Source organism: Kluyvera intermedia, assembly GCF_021440345.1.
GTDB lineage: Bacteria > Pseudomonadota > Gammaproteobacteria > Enterobacterales > Enterobacteriaceae > Kluyvera > Kluyvera intermedia_A.
The window spans coordinates 84,551-99,155 of the sequence record NZ_JAKCNS010000006.1 but is presented as its reverse complement, the minus strand read 5'-3'; the positions used below and the strand labels follow the sequence as shown (position 1 = coordinate 99,155).

The following is a 14,605-nucleotide window of genomic DNA, read 5'->3' as shown; positions in this document are numbered from 1 at the left end:
TGACTATGCGGTTTTACGGAAGCGGCGGGTCAGACGTTTTTCAACTTCCACCACCAGGAACATCACGGCGCCAATCGCCAGCGTGATACCCCAGTAGCGCAGCGGCAGTGCTTCGGTGCCGAACAGCGTCTGCATCAGCGGCAGGTAGATAATCGCCAACTGCAGCAGAAGCAGTACGCCGGTCACCAGCCAAATGCCTTTGTTCTTCAGCAGGCCGCTATTTAAGGAGAAGCGGTCGCTGCTGCGGCAGTTAATCATGTAGACCCACTGCGCGGTCACCAGCATCTGCAGCAGCACGGTGCGGATAAACTCGGCGCTGTGGCCACGCGGGGCCAGCCAGGCTTCGAGGATAAACGCGGCGATGGCAATCATTGAGCCCACGAAGGCCACGCGCCAGACGGCAAACGCGTCCATCACGTGCTGGCCGGTTTTACGCGGCGGACGGTTCATCACGTTACGCTCGGCGGCCTCAAAGGCCAGACCGAAGGAGAGCGTGGCGGAAGTCGCCATGTTCATCCACAGAATCAGCACCGGCGTCAGCGGGATAATATTGCCCGCCAGCAGCGCGATGATAATCAGCAGCCCCTGCGCCAGGTTGGTTGGCATGATGAACAAAATGGTCTTTTTCAGGTTGTCGTAAACGCGACGCCCTTCTTTGACCGAGCTGGCGATGGTGGCAAAGTTGTCATCGGTCAGCACCATGTCGGCGGCCTCTTTGGTCACTTCAGTGCCTTTAATGCCCATGGCGATGCCGACGTCAGCCTGACGCAACGCCGGGGCGTCGTTGACGCCGTCGCCGGTCATTCCCACGATTTCACCGTTCTCCTGCAGCGCTTTAACCAGACGCAGCTTATGCTCCGGGCTGGTACGTGCAAAGATATCGTACTCAACCGCCGCTTTGGCGAGCTCAGCGTCATCCATGTGCTCCAGCTGATAGCCGGTCATGGCTTCGCTGCTGTTGCGGATCCCTAACATCTGGCCAATGCTCATCGCCGTCTGCGGGTGATCGCCGGTGATCATCTTCACACGGATCCCTGCATTCTGGCAGGTGTGGATAGCGTCAACCGCTTCCGGACGCGGCGGATCCATCATCCCGGCAATGCCGAGGAAGATAAGCCCTTCCTGCAGGTCGCTATGGTCGAGCGTTTTCTGTCCAGCGTTCGCCGGCTTTGTTGCCGCCGCCACCATACGCAGCCCCTGGCTGGCAAAGCGCGCCATTTCCGCCTCCCAGTAGCCACGGTCGAACGGCATCACGCCGCGCGAGGTCTGCTGTTGCTGGCACAGGGCGAACAGCACGTCCGGCGCACCGGTGACCATCACCGTCTCCTGCTCGTCGAGCAGGAAGTGGGTTGCCATATATTTGTACTGAGAATCAAACGGGATCTTGGCAATCAGCTGGGTCCGCAGCGGCTCAAGATTGGCTTTTGCTGCCAGCACCTTCAGCGCACCCTCGGTTGGGCCGCCGGTAATGCCCCAGTGACCCAGCGCATCCTGAATCAGCTGGCTGTCATTGCACAGGTCGATAGTGCGCAGATAGGTTTCCAGCACGGTATAGGGCTGTACTTTAACCGCGGTGTCACAGCCTTCCAGATAGATGTTGCCGTGCGGCTCGTAGCTGTTGCCGTCCACGCGGTAGCAGCTGTCTGCGGTAATGATTGCCTTCACGGTCATTTCATTCATGGTCAGGGTGCCGGTTTTATCCGAGCAGACCACGGTCATCGCCCCGAGAGTTTCAACGGTAGGCAGCTTGCGAATAATCGCCCGCTTGCGCGCCATTGCCTGAACGCCCAACGACAGAATAATGGAGATAATCGCCGGTAAACCCTCAGGCACCGCCGCAACGGCCAGGCTAATCAGCGACAGCAGCAGTTCACCGAGCGGAATGTCGCGCAGCAGCATGCTAAAGACAAACAGCACCGCCATCATCGCCAGAATAATGGCAAAGATCGCCTTGCCGAGCTTGTCCATCTGTACCAGCAGCGGCGTACGGTGTTTTTCAATGCCCGCCATCATCTGGTTGATGTGGCCCAGTTCGGTCTCCTGACCGGTGGCAACCACTACGCCCTTACCGCCACCGGCGCTCACCGTGGTACCGGAGAACAGCATATTGGTACGATCGCCCAGCGATAGCTCGCCGTGCAGTGCATCGGTGTGTTTATCAACGACGGTAGACTCGCCGGTCAGAATGGCCTCTTCCACGCGCAGGTTGTGCGCTTCAATCAGACGCATATCCGCCGGAATGCGGTCACCGGCGCGCAGTACCACGATATCGCCCGGCACCAGTTCAGTGGTGGCCACCGTCATGTGGTTACCGTCGCGAATCACCTGCGCATCGCTGGAGAGCATGTTACGGATGCTTTTCAGCGATTTTTCCGCATTGCTTTCCTGAATGTGGCCAATCAGGGCGTTAATCACGGTCACGCCGAGAATCACGGCGGTATCAACCCAATGGCCCATGACCGCAGTGAGCGCGGCGGCGGCCAGCAGGACGTAGATCAGGACATCATTAAAGTGGGCGAGGAAACGCAGCCACGCTGGCTTGCCTTTCTTTTCCGGCAGCGCATTCGGGCCATAGATATGCTGACGCTTTTCTGCGTCGCTGGCGTTAAGCCCCTCGGGCTGGCTATTCATCTGCGCCAGTACGTCCTGCGCAGAGAGCTGATAAGCGTGCTCTTGCGGGTCACGACCCGCGTGCGGCACATTCTGGGAGTTCATCATTTTCGACAAGATTGCAGTTCCTTTTAAATTCCTGCTAACGGAAAGCCTGAATTCACTTTCTGGCCAAGGCGACGTCGTTAATAATATCTTTAGGTTTAAAGATAATTGTCAGTTCACAATTTTCTTTGCTCTATAAATTTCAAAACGACATTAAGTTGATTTGCTGAATATAATATTACAGAATGTTCCTAAACCCCATCTAAACGAGGTTATTATGTTCGGAATCTACAAAGGACGCCGTCTGGCGCTGTACATCGCCCTGGCTATCGTGGTTGCCACGCTGGTTGGATACAGTACTTATACTTTTGTAAAAATATTATCATGAGCATGACGTTAATTTACGAATTAATAATTTAATTTAATCCTGATTATTATTTAACTTTATTTGTACGAATATTATCGTAGGATTTGTTATTTATTTTATTTAGCCAAATTAACATTATTTAAATTAGAAACATTGCGTTCCATTAAAAATTACCGGACAATAATATTTTTAACTAAAGATTAACATCGCATGAAGCATCCGCTTGAATCACTGATGACCGCCGCCGGTATTTTATTAATGGCGTTTCTCTCCTGCCTGCTGCTGCCAGCGCCTTCGCTGGGGCTGACGCTCGCGCAACATCTGGTGGAGACCTTCCACTTTATGGACCTGAGTCAACTCTATACCGTGCTGTTCTGCGTATGGTTTCTGGCACTGGGAACGGGGGAGTATCTGTTGATGCGCTATGTGTGGCGGCGCTGGTTTTCACTCGCGGATTGAAGGCGGGCTTCGTCCCTCATCGCCCAAGCCTGCTCCCTGGCTGGGCGAAGGCGCAGCTCAATGCGCCCGTGGACGATGGTTTTCTTTACGGTAGGCACCCGGCGACTGATTAAACGTGCGGGTGAAGATACGCGTAAAGGTCTGTTGGGAATCAAATCCATACTTAAGACAGATATCGTAAACCTTTTGATCGGTCGTACACAGTTCGTCCGCCGCCAGATTTAGCTTACGCGTACGGATGTAACGGCCCAGACTCTCCCCTTTGTGCTGTAAGAAAATACGCTGCAGATGCCATTTTGAGTAACCCGCCCGGCGGGCAATTTCATCTATACGCAGCGGTTGATGCAGATTGTTGTCAATCCATTCGACCAGTGTGTCGATCACCTGAGTGGCTAATTCGGTCATACACCCCTCCCCTCGTTTAACGACAGCCGGTGGTTATTCCCACCAGGCCCGAAATGTTTGCGTTGCGTCAGCCGGCCAAACCGGCTCGCCCTGCATCGGCGTCAGCAGCCGATACGCTTTGTCTTTAGATGCCTGAGCCAACCGTTTGTACGGATCGTCCCAGGTGTGTTTTGCCAGCACGAAGCGCCCGGCGTGGCCCGGTAGCACGCGCTCAGCATTGAGATCCACCGCCGCCTGCGCGGTCTGTTCCGGCATCATGTGGATATAGCGCCAATCCTGGTCATACTGACCATCTTCCAGAATGGCGATATCCACTTTGCCAAACTGTTCGCCAATGGCTTTGAAGTGCGGGCCGTAGCCGCTGTCACCGCTGTAATAAATCTTCTGCGTTGGCGTGACGAACATAAAGCTGGCCCACAGCGTCTGGTTACGCTTAAGCCCACGGCCGGAAAAGTGGCGCGCCGGCAAAACGTGCACGTTCAGCGCATCGCTAATGGTGACGCTTTGCTGCCAGTCGGCTTCGGTGATGAGCTCATCTTTCATTCCCCAGTAGCGCAGGTGTGAACCGACGCCAAGCGGCACCACGGCACGTTTGATTTTCGGCATCAGCCCTTTGATGGTGGCGTAGTCGAGATGGTCGTAGTGATCGTGCGAGATAATCAGCAGATCGATGTCCGGCATATTGGCCGCCTGCCACGGGTAGTTGCCGTCGAACGCTTTGTTCAAAAAGGCGAACGGCGCGGCGTAGCTGCTAAACACCGGATCGATCAGGATGCGTTTGCCAGAAAGCTGCAAATACCACGATGAATGGCCGAGCCAAATCATGGTGTCGGTTTCGAGCGGCAGACTGGCGAGATCGGTCGGCACCAGCGGCAGCGGCTGCTGCGGGCGGGCGTTCTCGCGCTTGACGGTTAAAAACTCCCACAGCGCGACCACCATGTTTTTGTCGCTGCTGAAACCCGGCGTCGGCAGCGTGTTTTGAAACTCCCCGTCACGGTAGTTTGGCGAGCGCTCAATCAGGCTTTTCTCGGCGCCCTGCGGGGCTTGTCCGAAACCGGCGTTGAGAACAAAAGGTAAACTTGCTGCACTGGCAATAAGCATGATGGCGACCACACTGATGATAAGACGTTTCATGTCCTGACCCGAGACCGGCTTCATCCAGGAAGCCACACGAAAAAAGTTGATTATGAGTGAGTAGGCACTCATTATAGAAAGGAGAGGAAAAAATCGTCAAGCAATTTTCAAAATTTGACAATCGACGTTGAAGTCCCTGGGCTCAACATGGTTCAATCAGTTTTTTTTACAGTCAGAGAGGTAAAGTGTAGTGGCTCGTCCGAAGAGTGAAGATAAAAAACAAGCGTTACTGGAAGCCGCCACCAGCGCGATTGCCCAATCGGGGATTGCCGCCTCGACTGCGATGATTGCGCGCAGCGCCGGGGTTGCTGAAGGCACACTGTTTCGCTATTTTGCCACCAAAGACGACCTGCTGAACGCACTCTATCTGCATTTGAAAAGCGACCTGTGCCAGGCGATGCTCGCCGGGCTGGTCGAGAACGTCTCGCCAAAAGAGTTTACCCACAGCATCTGGAACAGCTATATCGACTGGGGCGTGCGCAATCCCGCCGGACATCACGCCATTCGCCGTATGGCGGTGAGCGAAAAAATCACCGACGAAACCATCGAACAGGTACGTGCCATGTTCCCGGAGCTGCAAAAGCTCTGCCAGCGCTCGGTACGCGCGGTGTTTATGTCCGATGACTTCCGCGCTTTTGGCGACGCGCTCTTCTTATCGCTTGCTGAAGCGACCATTGAATTTGCCAGCCGTGAACCGCTGCGCGCCGATAAATTAAAGGCGCTGGGCTTCGAGGCGATGTGGCTGGCGCTGGCTGAAGGTGACTAATGGACGGTAAAACCCTGCACGAGCGCGCGCACGAGTTCGCGCTCACCCTGCCCTTCTCCGATATTTACTGGCCGTTCGGCCCGGAATATGACGTTTTCACCGTTGAAGGGAAAATGTTTATGCTCAAAGCCAACCTTCGCGGCGAGCCGATCATCAATCTGAAGGTTGACCCCGAGCAGTCGCTGCTGCATCAGGCTATCTACCCGCATATCAAACCCGGCTACCATATGAACAAAAAGCACTGGATTTCGGTTTATCCCGGCGAGGAGATCACCGTCAGTCTGCTTAACAGCCTGATTGAAGATTCGTGGAATCTGGTAGTCAATAAGCTGCCTAAGCGCGTCCAGCAGCGAGTGCGTCCGGTTTGATTTTACGTTCAATGCGATAAGTGTTATCGCATTGAACGCCTTCTCATTTGTGAATCCACGCGGTACCCTTCTGTGATTCAACGCACCGATTGGCGGTGCCTTTCATCATTCAGGAGTGTTTATGGATATCGTATCCGTTGCTTTAGCGCGCTATTCCACCAAGGCTTTCGACGCCAGCAAAAAACTGACCGCTGAGCAGGCAGCCAATCTGAAAACGCTGCTGCGCTATAGCCCGTCCAGCACCAACTCCCAGCCGTGGCACTTTATCGTCGCCAGCACCGATGAAGGCAAAGCGCGCGTGGCGAAATCCGCAGCGGGCGGCTACGTGTTCAACGAACGCAAAATGTTGGACGCTTCCCACGTGGTGGTCTTCTGCGCCAAAACCGCTATTGACGATGCCTGGCTGGAAAAAGTGGTCGATCAGGAAGACGCCGATGGCCGTTTCGCCACCCCAGAAGCCAAAGCCGCGAACCACAAAGGCCGCACCTTCTTCGCCGATCTGCACCGTAAAGAGCATCATGACGACGACCAGTGGGCAGCCCGTCAGACTTACCTCAACGTGGGCAACTTCCTGCTCGCCATGGGCGCAATGGGCCTCGACGCGGTGCCAATTGAAGGTTTCGATGCCGACATCATGGACGCCGAATTTGGTCTGAAAGAGAAAGGCTTCACCAGCCTGGTGGTTGTGCCTGTGGGCCATCACAGCGTGGAAGACTTCAACAAAGCGCTGCCAAAATCCCGTCTGCCGGAAGCCACGGTGATTACCGAGATCTAATCTCGCCAGATGACCTTCCCGGCTTTGCGCTGCGAGGCCGGGAAAATCTCAATACAGCAGTATCTGCGGATGCTTCACGCCGCAAGCCAGCGCGTAGCGCGTCAGCGTATCCAGACTCGCACGAGTCACGTTAGCCTCCATTCTCGATACCGTCGGTGCACTGACCCCCATTCTTGCGGCCACCTGCGCACGGGTGAGTCCCGCATGATTTCGCCACTGTGCCAGCATCTCGCGCAGGCGTTCACGCCGCTCCTCTGCATTGAATGCGGCTTTCACGTCGGGTTGCGACAGCATCTCTGTTTTCAGCTCGTCCCAATCAATTACTTTCTTACTCATCTTGCATCTCCAGTAGCCGTTTTAGCGCCAGACGAATCTAGGGTTGTACCGAAGCTTGTCGATCTTCACGATCATTTTTGCCTGTACCGACGCGGGCAATGACAACATCTCACTCCTGACATCCGCATGAGCAACGATTTTAAACACGATTCTCGCCCCTGAAAGATTAGCATATAAGGCAAATTGCCTTAAAGGCTAATTCACCATTTACGCACTACCTTATGCGCGCTAATGACAATCTTCAGGTTTGATCCTCAGGTCTGGAAAAGGGATCGTAAAAAAGAGTCCGGCTTTGCGCTGCAAGGCCGGGAGACCGCCTCTACAGCTTCGCCAGTACCGCCTCACCTACCTCATCAACCGGTAAATAGACCAGCAGGCGCGAGCCATTGCGCGGTGCGGAGTACCAATACATTTGCTGGAGCTGAAAATCGCCGAATTCAGGGTGATGGAAATTCTTAATCTGGTTTTCAACACCTCGCACCTCATGGTTTTTATGCCATAGCGCCTCAAACTCAGCGGAGGCGGCAAAGAAACGGGCGAGCTTATTTTCCCACGCCGGTTCCCCCCGGTGATCGGCCATCGCAGCGCGGAAATAGGAGACAAAGGTGGTGAGGACATCGCGATTCGCCAGCCGACTGCGCCAGCCCGGATGAGTCAAGTAGAGATGGATACAGTTGCGGTCATCTTCTGGAATCGTGGCGAAATCAACGCCCATCAGCCGACAAAAGGCGTCATTCCACGCCACGATATCAAAATTAGGTTTCTGGATACTGGCGGGCTGAGGCAGCAGGCTGTCCAGCATGCGCCGCGCGCCGGGGCTGATGCCTTCGCACTGGGAAACATGGGTATCCTCAAGTGGCGTCAATCCTGCCAGCACAAACAGGTGCCGGGTCTCCAGCGGGCTACACTGGAGCGCCTCGGCGACGGCTTGCATCACCGCCACCGACGGATTCACCTCCCGGCCCTGTTCAAGCCAGGTGTACCAGGTCACGCCGACATCCGCCAGCATCGCCACCTCTTCACGGCGCAGACCCGGCGTGCGCCGCCGACCGCTGCGCGGAAGCCCCAGCCGCTGCGGGTCGAGGCTTTCCCGACGCGCCCGTAAAAAGGTTCCGAGCTGCTTACGGCTATCGTCCAACCGCGCGAGGGATGTGTCTATTTCACTGTGGCTGATGAGGCTCATGATATCTCCAGCATGGTAGCGCCAGTACCAGTATAACCAGGAACTGGTACCCGTTTATCTAATCAGCGATGCTACGGCCAATCGCTGAATGACGCAATGGAGTCACCATGAAAACGTCTGCTGTTTCACCTAGTCGCGCGGGGCTAATCCTACTGCTAACCGGCCTGATGTTGCCGCAAATCGACACCTCAATCACCAATGTCGCCCTCGACTCGATCACCGCGTCGCTGCACGCCAGCGCCACCCAACTGGAGCTTATCGTCGCACTCTACGGTGTGGCGTTCGCCGTGTGTCTGACGATGGGCAGTAAGCTTGGCGATAACTACGGCCGCCGCCGTCTGTTTATGTGGGGCGTAGCGATTTTTAGCCTCGCTTCGCTGCTGTGCGGCCTGGCTAACTCCATTACCGCGCTGCTGGCCGCCCGCACGCTGCAGGGGGCCGGTGCGGCGCTGATTGTGCCGCAAATCCTCGCCACCTTGCACGTGACGCTCAAAGGTTCTGCGCACGCCCGCGCTATCAGCCTGTACGGCGGCATCGGCGGCGTTTCGTTTATCGTTGGCCAAATGTGCGGCGGCTGGCTGGTTTCGGCGGATATTGCCGGGCTGGGCTGGCGTAACGCCTTTTTCATTAACGTACCAATTGGCCTACTGGTGCTGGCCTTGAGCCGCCGCTACGTGCCGGAAACCCGTCGCGATGAACGCGCCAGCATCGACTGGCACGGCACGCTAAGCCTGGGGCTGGTTCTCTGCTGCCTGCTGTTCCCGATGGCGCTGGGGCCGGAATTACACTGGCCGTGGTCAATGCGCCTGATGCTGCTGGCGATTATTCCCCTGCTGTTGTGGATGCGTGCCAGCGCCCTGCGTAAAGAGCAGCGCGGTGAACATCCGCTGCTGCCGCCACGGCTGTTAAAACTAGCCAGCGTCCGCTTTGGGATGGTGATCGCCCTGCTGTTCTTTAGCGCCTGGTCCGGCTTTATGTTTTGCATGGCGCTGACCATGCAATCCGGTCTGGGCATGGCGCCGTGGCAGTCAGGCAACAGCTTTGTCGCCCTCGGCGTCGCCTATTTTCTGTCGGCACTGTACGCGCCGAAGCTGATAGCTCGCCACAGCATGGGGAAAATTCTGTTAGTCGGTCTGGCGGTACAGATAAGCGGTCTGCTGCTGTTGATGGAGACGTTCCATCATTTTGCTCAGGCCACCACTACGCTGGCGCTGGTGCCGTCGACGGCGCTCATCGGCTACGGCCAGGCGCTGATTGTGAACTGTTTCTATCGGGTCGGGATGCGCGATATTACCGCCAATGACGCCGGCGCGGGCAGCGCCCTACTCAGCACGCTGCAGCAGGCGACGCTGGGCCTGGGCCCGGCGGTGTTTGGCTCACTGCTGCTGGCCCTGATGCGCAATCACCACGGCAGCTACCCGCAGGCAATGATCGGTTTTCTCGGGGTGGAAGCGGGGATGATGATTCTGCTGGCAATTATCGCCATTAGTCTGCGCCATCATTTGAACCATAGCCCGCAGTTTGCCGCCTCGTCATCTTAAGAGCCTGTACTTTCTTGCGTCCCGAAGCGGTGAGGCGGAAGCCGCTTTAGGGATAACGTGCGTCGCCGTTTGCATAATATAGCCAGCCTGTCCATTATAGATGGCTGGTTATATAGGAGACGTTATGCAGGAATTGATCACCCAAATCGAAGAAATGGGCATTGAAATAAACCATACCAATTCGCTTGTAATTATCTTTGGTATTATTTTTCTCACTGCCATCATTGTCCACCTGATACTTCATCGGCTGGTACTTCGCACCTTTGAAAAACGCGCACAGGCCAGCAGCCATTTATGGCTGCAGATCATCACGCAAAACAAACTGTTTCACCGGCTGGCCTTTACCCTGCAGGGGATTATTGTCAACGTACAGGCCGTACTATGGCTGCAAAAAGGCAGCGATGCGGCGCAAATATTAACCACCGTCGCCCAATTGTGGGTGATGCTGTATGCCCTGCTGTCATTTTTCTCGCTGCTTGACGTTATTTTTAATCTGTCGCAGAAATTGTCGGTCGCTTCTCAGTTACCGCTCAAAGGTATATTCCAGGGCGTTAAGCTGGTCAGCGCGATTCTGGTCGGCATCCTGATTATCTCCCTGCTGTTGGGACAATCACCGGCGATTCTGATAAGCGGTCTTGGAGCGATGGCCGCGGTGTTAATGCTGGTGTTTAAAGACCCGATTCTTGGCCTGGTGGCGGGCATTCAGCTCTCCGCCAACGACATGCTCAAGCTTGGCGACTGGCTGGAAATGCCAAAATACGGCGCTGACGGCGCGGTCACCGACATCGGTTTAACCACCGTCAAAGTGCGCAACTGGGATAACACCATCACCACCATTCCAACCTGGTCGCTGGTCTCGGATTCGTTTAAAAACTGGAGCGGAATGTCAGCCTCCGGCGGCCGCCGAATTAAGCGCAGCATTAATATCGATACCACCAGCGTTCATTTCCTCGACGAACAGGAACAGCAGCGCCTCATTCAGGCTCGTCTGTTAAAACCGTATATGGATTCTCGTCATGAAGAAATTACGCTGTGGAACCAGCAGCACGGCAGTAATGAGTCTGTGCTTAACCTGCGCAAGATGACCAATATTGGTACTTTCCGCGCCTATCTCAATGAATATTTACGTAATCACCCGCGGATTCGCAAAGATATGACGCTGATGGTGCGTCAGCTGGCACCGGATAATAACGGCCTGCCGATTGAGATATATGCCTTCACCAACACCGTGGTATGGGCGGAATATGAAAGTATTCAGGCCGATATTTTCGACCATATTTTCGCGGTGGTGGAAGAGTTTGGCTTACGGATTCATCAATCGCCAACCGGCAATGATATTCGCGCCCTCTCAGGCGCGTTCGGGCAGTCGTAATCAGGCGCTGGCGCGTGAAATAAAGCGCCAGTCGAGCATCACTCTTTCGGTGGGTACGTCCGGGTTTTCGATTTTGTTCAGCAGCAGCTCTACCGCTTTGGCGCCGATCTCTCTTGACGGTTGTTCAACGGTGGTAAGCTGCGGCGAGACCATTTCCGCAAGCTCGGTGCCATCAAAACCAATCACCGCAATATCCTGCGGCACCTGCAATCCGGCCTGCTCAATGGCGCGCATGGCGCCTGCCGCCAGCGAATCCGAGACGGCAAAGACCGCATCCGGGCGCGGGCTCATCGCCAGCAGATTTTTCATCGCCGCCTTCCCCGCCGCCGCGCTAAGATCGTTAGCGTATTCCACGGCGTCAAACTCGAACCCCTGCTGTTTCAGCACCGCGTGATACCCCTGTTCACGCAGGCGGGCATATTTATAGCTCAGATCGTGGTTAATCAGGGCGATACATTGATGCCCCTGCGCCGCCAGATAGCCGACCGCATGCTCAGCGGCAGCAACATCGTTGATCCCCACGCAGGAGACCGCACCCGCATCGGCGTACTCCGCGCACTGCACCCACGGCGCATCGCCAATCACGGTGGTCAGTTCAGGCAGCTTGCTAAAGGCGTCCATGGTGATGATGCCATCCACCATTTTACCGGTGAGCAGACGTAGGCCCGATTTAGAACGTTCAATATCAGAGCCGGAATTGCACAGCAGAATACGGTAGCCGTTTTTCTCGGCAGCCTCTTCGATTCCTTTCACCACCTCGGCGCAAAACGGGTTGGCGATGTTGGACACCATCACCAGGATCATTGAGCTACGCGCTGTACGCAGCTGGCGCGCCAGCAGGTTTGGCTGATAGTTACTCTCTTTTATCGCCTGCAAAACCCGCTCGCGGTTTTTCGCTTTCACCGTGTCGCTGTTGTTTAATACGCGCGATACGGTGGCTACCGAAACCCCCGCCAGCTGGGCGATTTTCTGAATTGACATAGCTACGCTATTCCCTGCAATTAACGCTTTGCGTGCAGGCTATCATAAAAATCGTGCCCGGCGTACCGGGCACAGGGTTATTGTTCCACGCTGACCCAGCGTCGCTGTTGATGGCTTTTAACGATGGCGTCAATGATATACATGACGTTTGCCCCTTCGCTAAATGAGGCAAAGCGCCGCGCGTTTTCAGCAGGCATTTCACCCGCGCGAACGGCCTGATAAAAGTTCAGCATCATATTCTTAAACGCATCCGGCCAGCCTTCGCTGTGGCCGCCGGGAAAATGCGCCTGCCCTGCGACGTCGCGGTTTAACAAACCTGGGTCATCACTAAGCAACTGGTTGGCCTGATGACGTTGGCCGATCCACAGCTGCTGCGGCGTTTCCTGATCCCAGGCGAGCGAACAGTCGCTGGCATTGATATCAAAATGCAGCCGGTTTTTCCGCCCGGCAGAGACCTGCGATACGCTAAAACAACCTTTGCTACCATCGTCAAAACGGAACAGGACCGAACCGGCATCCTCGGTGGTCACCGGCACATCCTGATACTGCGCATCTGGGCGATGCTCGCTAAACGTCGCCTCAGCGGCCACGCTGGCTTTGCGTGTCGGCCAGACAATGGCGAGATCCGCCATCACCTCAACGATGCGCCGCCCGGTGACAAACTGGACGGTATCGCACCAGTGGGAACCGATATCCGCCACCGCGCGGGAAACACCGCCCTGCTGTGCATCAACGCGCCAGTTAAAGTCGGTTTCCCGCAACATCCAGTCCTGATGGTAGCCGCCGTAGGCCGAGAACAGCCGCCCGGTGCTGCCGTTACGGACCATACTCGCCGCCTGCTGCACCATGGCAAACTGGCGATAAACAAAGCTGACGCCGTGCACCACGCCAGCCGCCTGCGCCAGCTGCTCTAGCTCGCGCGCCTCTTCCACGGTCATACACAGCGGTTTTTCAGAAAAGACATGCTTACCCGCGCGCAAGATCTGCCGGTTAACCTGCGCATGAAGGAAATTCGGCGTGCAGTTATGCACCACCTGTAGCCCCGGATGGGCCAGCAGCGCATCGACATCGCCGTAAGCATGGGGAATATTCAGCTGGCGCGCCTTTTCCTGCGCCACTTCTAGCGACACATCGCACAGCGCCACCACTTCGACAAACCCAAGACGTCGCAACGCCTCAATGTGGGCCGGGCCAATGAAGCCAGAACCCACGATACCAACCTGAATCATCCGCGCACCTCGCTGCCGGCGGCAAAGTCATCAAACGCCCGCGCGGAAACGGGGATGATATGCCGCTGGATAAATTCACTGCCTTCGCGCGCGCCGGTCTGCGAGTCCTTCAGACAGCACTCCCACTCCATGACCGCCCAGCCGTCAAAATCGTACTGGGTGAGCTTGCTGAAGATCTTTTTGAAATCGATATCGCCATCGCCCAGTGAACGGAAACGCCCGGCGCGGTTCTGCCAGTTTTGATAGCCACCGTAGACGCCAGTACGGCCGTTGCGCTCAAACTCGGCGTCCTTGACGTGGAACGCCCGAATACGCGAGTGGTAGATATCAAGCCACGCCAGATAGTCGATGTTCTGCAAATGCAGGTGGCTTGGGTCATACAGCATATGGCAGCGCGGGTGGTTACCGACCTTCTGCAAGAAACGCTCGAAGGTCACGCCGTCGTGCAGATCTTCACCAGGGTGAATTTCGTAGCACAGATCCACGCCGAGCTCGTCAAAGCAGTCAAGGATCGGCTGCCAGCGCTGCGCCAGCTCGTCAAATGCCTCGTCGAGCAGCGCCGCGTTGTGCGGCGGCCACGGATAGAAAAACGGCCAGGCTAGCGCGCCGGAAAATGTCGCGTGTGCCTTTAGCCCCAGTCGCGCCGAGGCCTGCGCCGCCTGCTTCACGCTTTCTACCGCCCAGCGCTGGCGGGCCGCCGGATTGCCTCTTACGGCCGCCGGTGCAAAAGCATCAAACGCATTGTCATAGACGGGATTCACGGCAACCAGCTGCCCCTCCAGATGAGTCGAGAGTTCGCTAATCACCAGCCCATGTTCCGCCAGACGCCCGGCGATATCATCACAGTAGGTCTGGCTGGCCGCCGCCTGCTCGAGATTAAATATCCCCGGATGGTTACACGGCAACTGTAGCGCTTTAAACCCCAGTCCCGCCGCCCACTCAGCCAGCCCATCAAGCGTGTTAAACGGCGCCTCGCTGCCGATAAACTGGGCGAGAAAAATGCCCGGGCCCTTAATGGTTTTCATACCCCCTCC

The 14,605-nt window shown here is 56.0% G+C and carries 14 protein-coding genes; 6 read left to right on the top strand and 8 right to left on the bottom strand.

The annotated features are described in order from the left end of the window. Positions 1-3: 3 nt before the first annotated feature. On the bottom strand, positions 4-2,718 hold the full coding sequence (locus LZ634_RS01655; protein WP_234502032.1) for a cation-transporting P-type ATPase: 2,715 nt from the start codon (positions 2,716-2,718) through the stop codon (positions 4-6). A 514-nt stretch (positions 2,719-3,232) separates the two neighbouring features. Here LZ634_RS01655 and LZ634_RS01650 point away from each other — a divergent pair. Continuing rightward, entirely contained in the window at positions 3,233-3,481 is a 249-nt protein-coding gene (locus LZ634_RS01650) for a DUF1158 domain-containing protein (protein WP_234501997.1), read from the top strand. A gap of 57 nt (positions 3,482-3,538) precedes the next feature. Here the strand turns inward: LZ634_RS01650 and LZ634_RS01645 are convergent, their stop codons facing one another. Further along, on the bottom strand, positions 3,539-3,886 hold the full coding sequence (locus LZ634_RS01645) for a RamA family antibiotic efflux transcriptional regulator (RefSeq protein WP_052283763.1): 348 nt from the start codon (positions 3,884-3,886) through the stop codon (positions 3,539-3,541). 33 nt (positions 3,887-3,919) lie between these two features. Then, a complete protein-coding gene (locus LZ634_RS01640) occupies positions 3,920-5,020 on the bottom strand; it encodes an MBL fold metallo-hydrolase (protein WP_234501996.1) in 1,101 nt (366 codons plus the stop codon). A 190-nt stretch (positions 5,021-5,210) separates the two neighbouring features. Between LZ634_RS01640 and LZ634_RS01635 the strand changes: the two genes are divergently transcribed. The 3 genes from LZ634_RS01635 to nfsB all read left to right on the top strand — a co-directional run bounded on the left by LZ634_RS01635 (position 5,211) and on the right by nfsB (position 6,929). Then, positions 5,211-5,786, top strand: a complete 576-nt coding sequence (locus LZ634_RS01635; RefSeq protein WP_234501995.1) for a TetR/AcrR family transcriptional regulator — start codon at positions 5,211-5,213, stop codon at positions 5,784-5,786. Further along, entirely contained in the window at positions 5,786-6,154 is a 369-nt protein-coding gene (locus tag LZ634_RS01630; protein ID WP_234501994.1) for an MmcQ/YjbR family DNA-binding protein, read from the top strand. Before LZ634_RS01635 ends, LZ634_RS01630 begins: the two co-directional genes overlap by 1 nt. Positions 6,155-6,275: 121 nt before the next feature. Beyond that, positions 6,276-6,929, top strand: coding sequence for an oxygen-insensitive NAD(P)H nitroreductase (gene nfsB / locus LZ634_RS01625; protein ID WP_234501993.1), 654 nt, complete (start codon positions 6,276-6,278; stop codon positions 6,927-6,929). A 48-nt stretch (positions 6,930-6,977) separates the two neighbouring features. On the opposite strand, the gene LZ634_RS01620 is transcribed toward nfsB, so the two are convergent. Both LZ634_RS01620 and LZ634_RS01615 read right to left on the bottom strand, forming a co-directional pair. Beyond that, positions 6,978-7,265: a helix-turn-helix domain-containing protein gene (locus LZ634_RS01620; RefSeq protein WP_234501992.1), complete on the bottom strand. Its 288-nt coding sequence runs from the start codon at positions 7,263-7,265 to the stop codon at positions 6,978-6,980. 319 nt (positions 7,266-7,584) lie between these two features. Further along, positions 7,585-8,448 (bottom strand): helix-turn-helix transcriptional regulator, encoded by an 864-nt coding sequence (locus LZ634_RS01615; protein WP_234501991.1) that lies wholly within the window; start codon positions 8,446-8,448, stop codon positions 7,585-7,587. Between the two features lie 107 nt (positions 8,449-8,555). Between LZ634_RS01615 and LZ634_RS01610 the strand changes: the two genes are divergently transcribed. After that, the gene (locus LZ634_RS01610; RefSeq protein WP_234501990.1) at positions 8,556-9,989 is read left to right on the top strand and encodes an MFS transporter; all 1,434 of its coding nucleotides are present in this window, start codon (positions 8,556-8,558) and stop codon (positions 9,987-9,989) included. A 124-nt stretch (positions 9,990-10,113) separates the two neighbouring features. Then, on the top strand, positions 10,114-11,361 hold the full coding sequence (locus tag LZ634_RS01605) for a mechanosensitive ion channel family protein (RefSeq protein WP_052283770.1): 1,248 nt from the start codon (positions 10,114-10,116) through the stop codon (positions 11,359-11,361). On the opposite strand, the gene LZ634_RS01600 is transcribed toward LZ634_RS01605, so the two are convergent. The 3 genes from LZ634_RS01600 to LZ634_RS01590 form a co-directional block, all read right to left on the bottom strand. Continuing rightward, on the bottom strand, positions 11,362-12,342 hold the full coding sequence (locus LZ634_RS01600) for a LacI family DNA-binding transcriptional regulator (protein ID WP_234501989.1): 981 nt from the start codon (positions 12,340-12,342) through the stop codon (positions 11,362-11,364). A gap of 77 nt (positions 12,343-12,419) precedes the next feature. After that, positions 12,420-13,571, bottom strand: a complete 1,152-nt coding sequence (locus LZ634_RS01595; RefSeq protein WP_234501988.1) for a Gfo/Idh/MocA family protein — start codon at positions 13,569-13,571, stop codon at positions 12,420-12,422. Further along, positions 13,568-14,596, bottom strand: a complete 1,029-nt coding sequence (locus LZ634_RS01590) for a sugar phosphate isomerase/epimerase family protein (protein ID WP_234501987.1) — start codon at positions 14,594-14,596, stop codon at positions 13,568-13,570. Before LZ634_RS01590 ends, LZ634_RS01595 begins: the two co-directional genes overlap by 4 nt. Positions 14,597-14,605: the final 9 nt, after the last annotated feature.

What these genes read in the sequence shown, in the direction of transcription:
- LZ634_RS01610 (WP_234501990.1), top strand. Translation starts at nt 8,556, where the DNA reads ATGAAAACGTCTGCTGTTTCACCTAGTCGCGCGGGGCTAATCCTACTG.
- LZ634_RS01650 (WP_234501997.1), top strand. Translation starts at nt 3,233, where the DNA reads ATGAAGCATCCGCTTGAATCACTGATGACCGCCGCCGGTATTTTATTA.
- LZ634_RS01615 (WP_234501991.1), bottom strand. Translation starts at nt 8,448, where the DNA reads ATGAGCCTCATCAGCCACAGTGAAATAGACACATCCCTCGCGCGGTTG.
- LZ634_RS01630 (WP_234501994.1), top strand. Translation starts at nt 5,786, where the DNA reads ATGGACGGTAAAACCCTGCACGAGCGCGCGCACGAGTTCGCGCTCACC.
- LZ634_RS01600 (WP_234501989.1), bottom strand. Translation starts at nt 12,342, where the DNA reads ATGTCAATTCAGAAAATCGCCCAGCTGGCGGGGGTTTCGGTAGCCACC.
- LZ634_RS01645 (WP_052283763.1), bottom strand. Translation starts at nt 3,886, where the DNA reads ATGACCGAATTAGCCACTCAGGTGATCGACACACTGGTCGAATGGATT.
- LZ634_RS01590 (WP_234501987.1), bottom strand. Translation starts at nt 14,596, where the DNA reads ATGAAAACCATTAAGGGCCCGGGCATTTTTCTCGCCCAGTTTATCGGC.
- LZ634_RS01595 (WP_234501988.1), bottom strand. Translation starts at nt 13,571, where the DNA reads ATGATTCAGGTTGGTATCGTGGGTTCTGGCTTCATTGGCCCGGCCCAC.
- LZ634_RS01655 (WP_234502032.1), bottom strand. Translation starts at nt 2,718, where the DNA reads ATGATGAACTCCCAGAATGTGCCGCACGCGGGTCGTGACCCGCAAGAG.
- LZ634_RS01605 (WP_052283770.1), top strand. Translation starts at nt 10,114, where the DNA reads ATGCAGGAATTGATCACCCAAATCGAAGAAATGGGCATTGAAATAAAC.
- LZ634_RS01640 (WP_234501996.1), bottom strand. Translation starts at nt 5,020, where the DNA reads ATGAAACGTCTTATCATCAGTGTGGTCGCCATCATGCTTATTGCCAGT.
- nfsB (WP_234501993.1), top strand. Translation starts at nt 6,276, where the DNA reads ATGGATATCGTATCCGTTGCTTTAGCGCGCTATTCCACCAAGGCTTTC.
- LZ634_RS01620 (WP_234501992.1), bottom strand. Translation starts at nt 7,265, where the DNA reads ATGAGTAAGAAAGTAATTGATTGGGACGAGCTGAAAACAGAGATGCTG.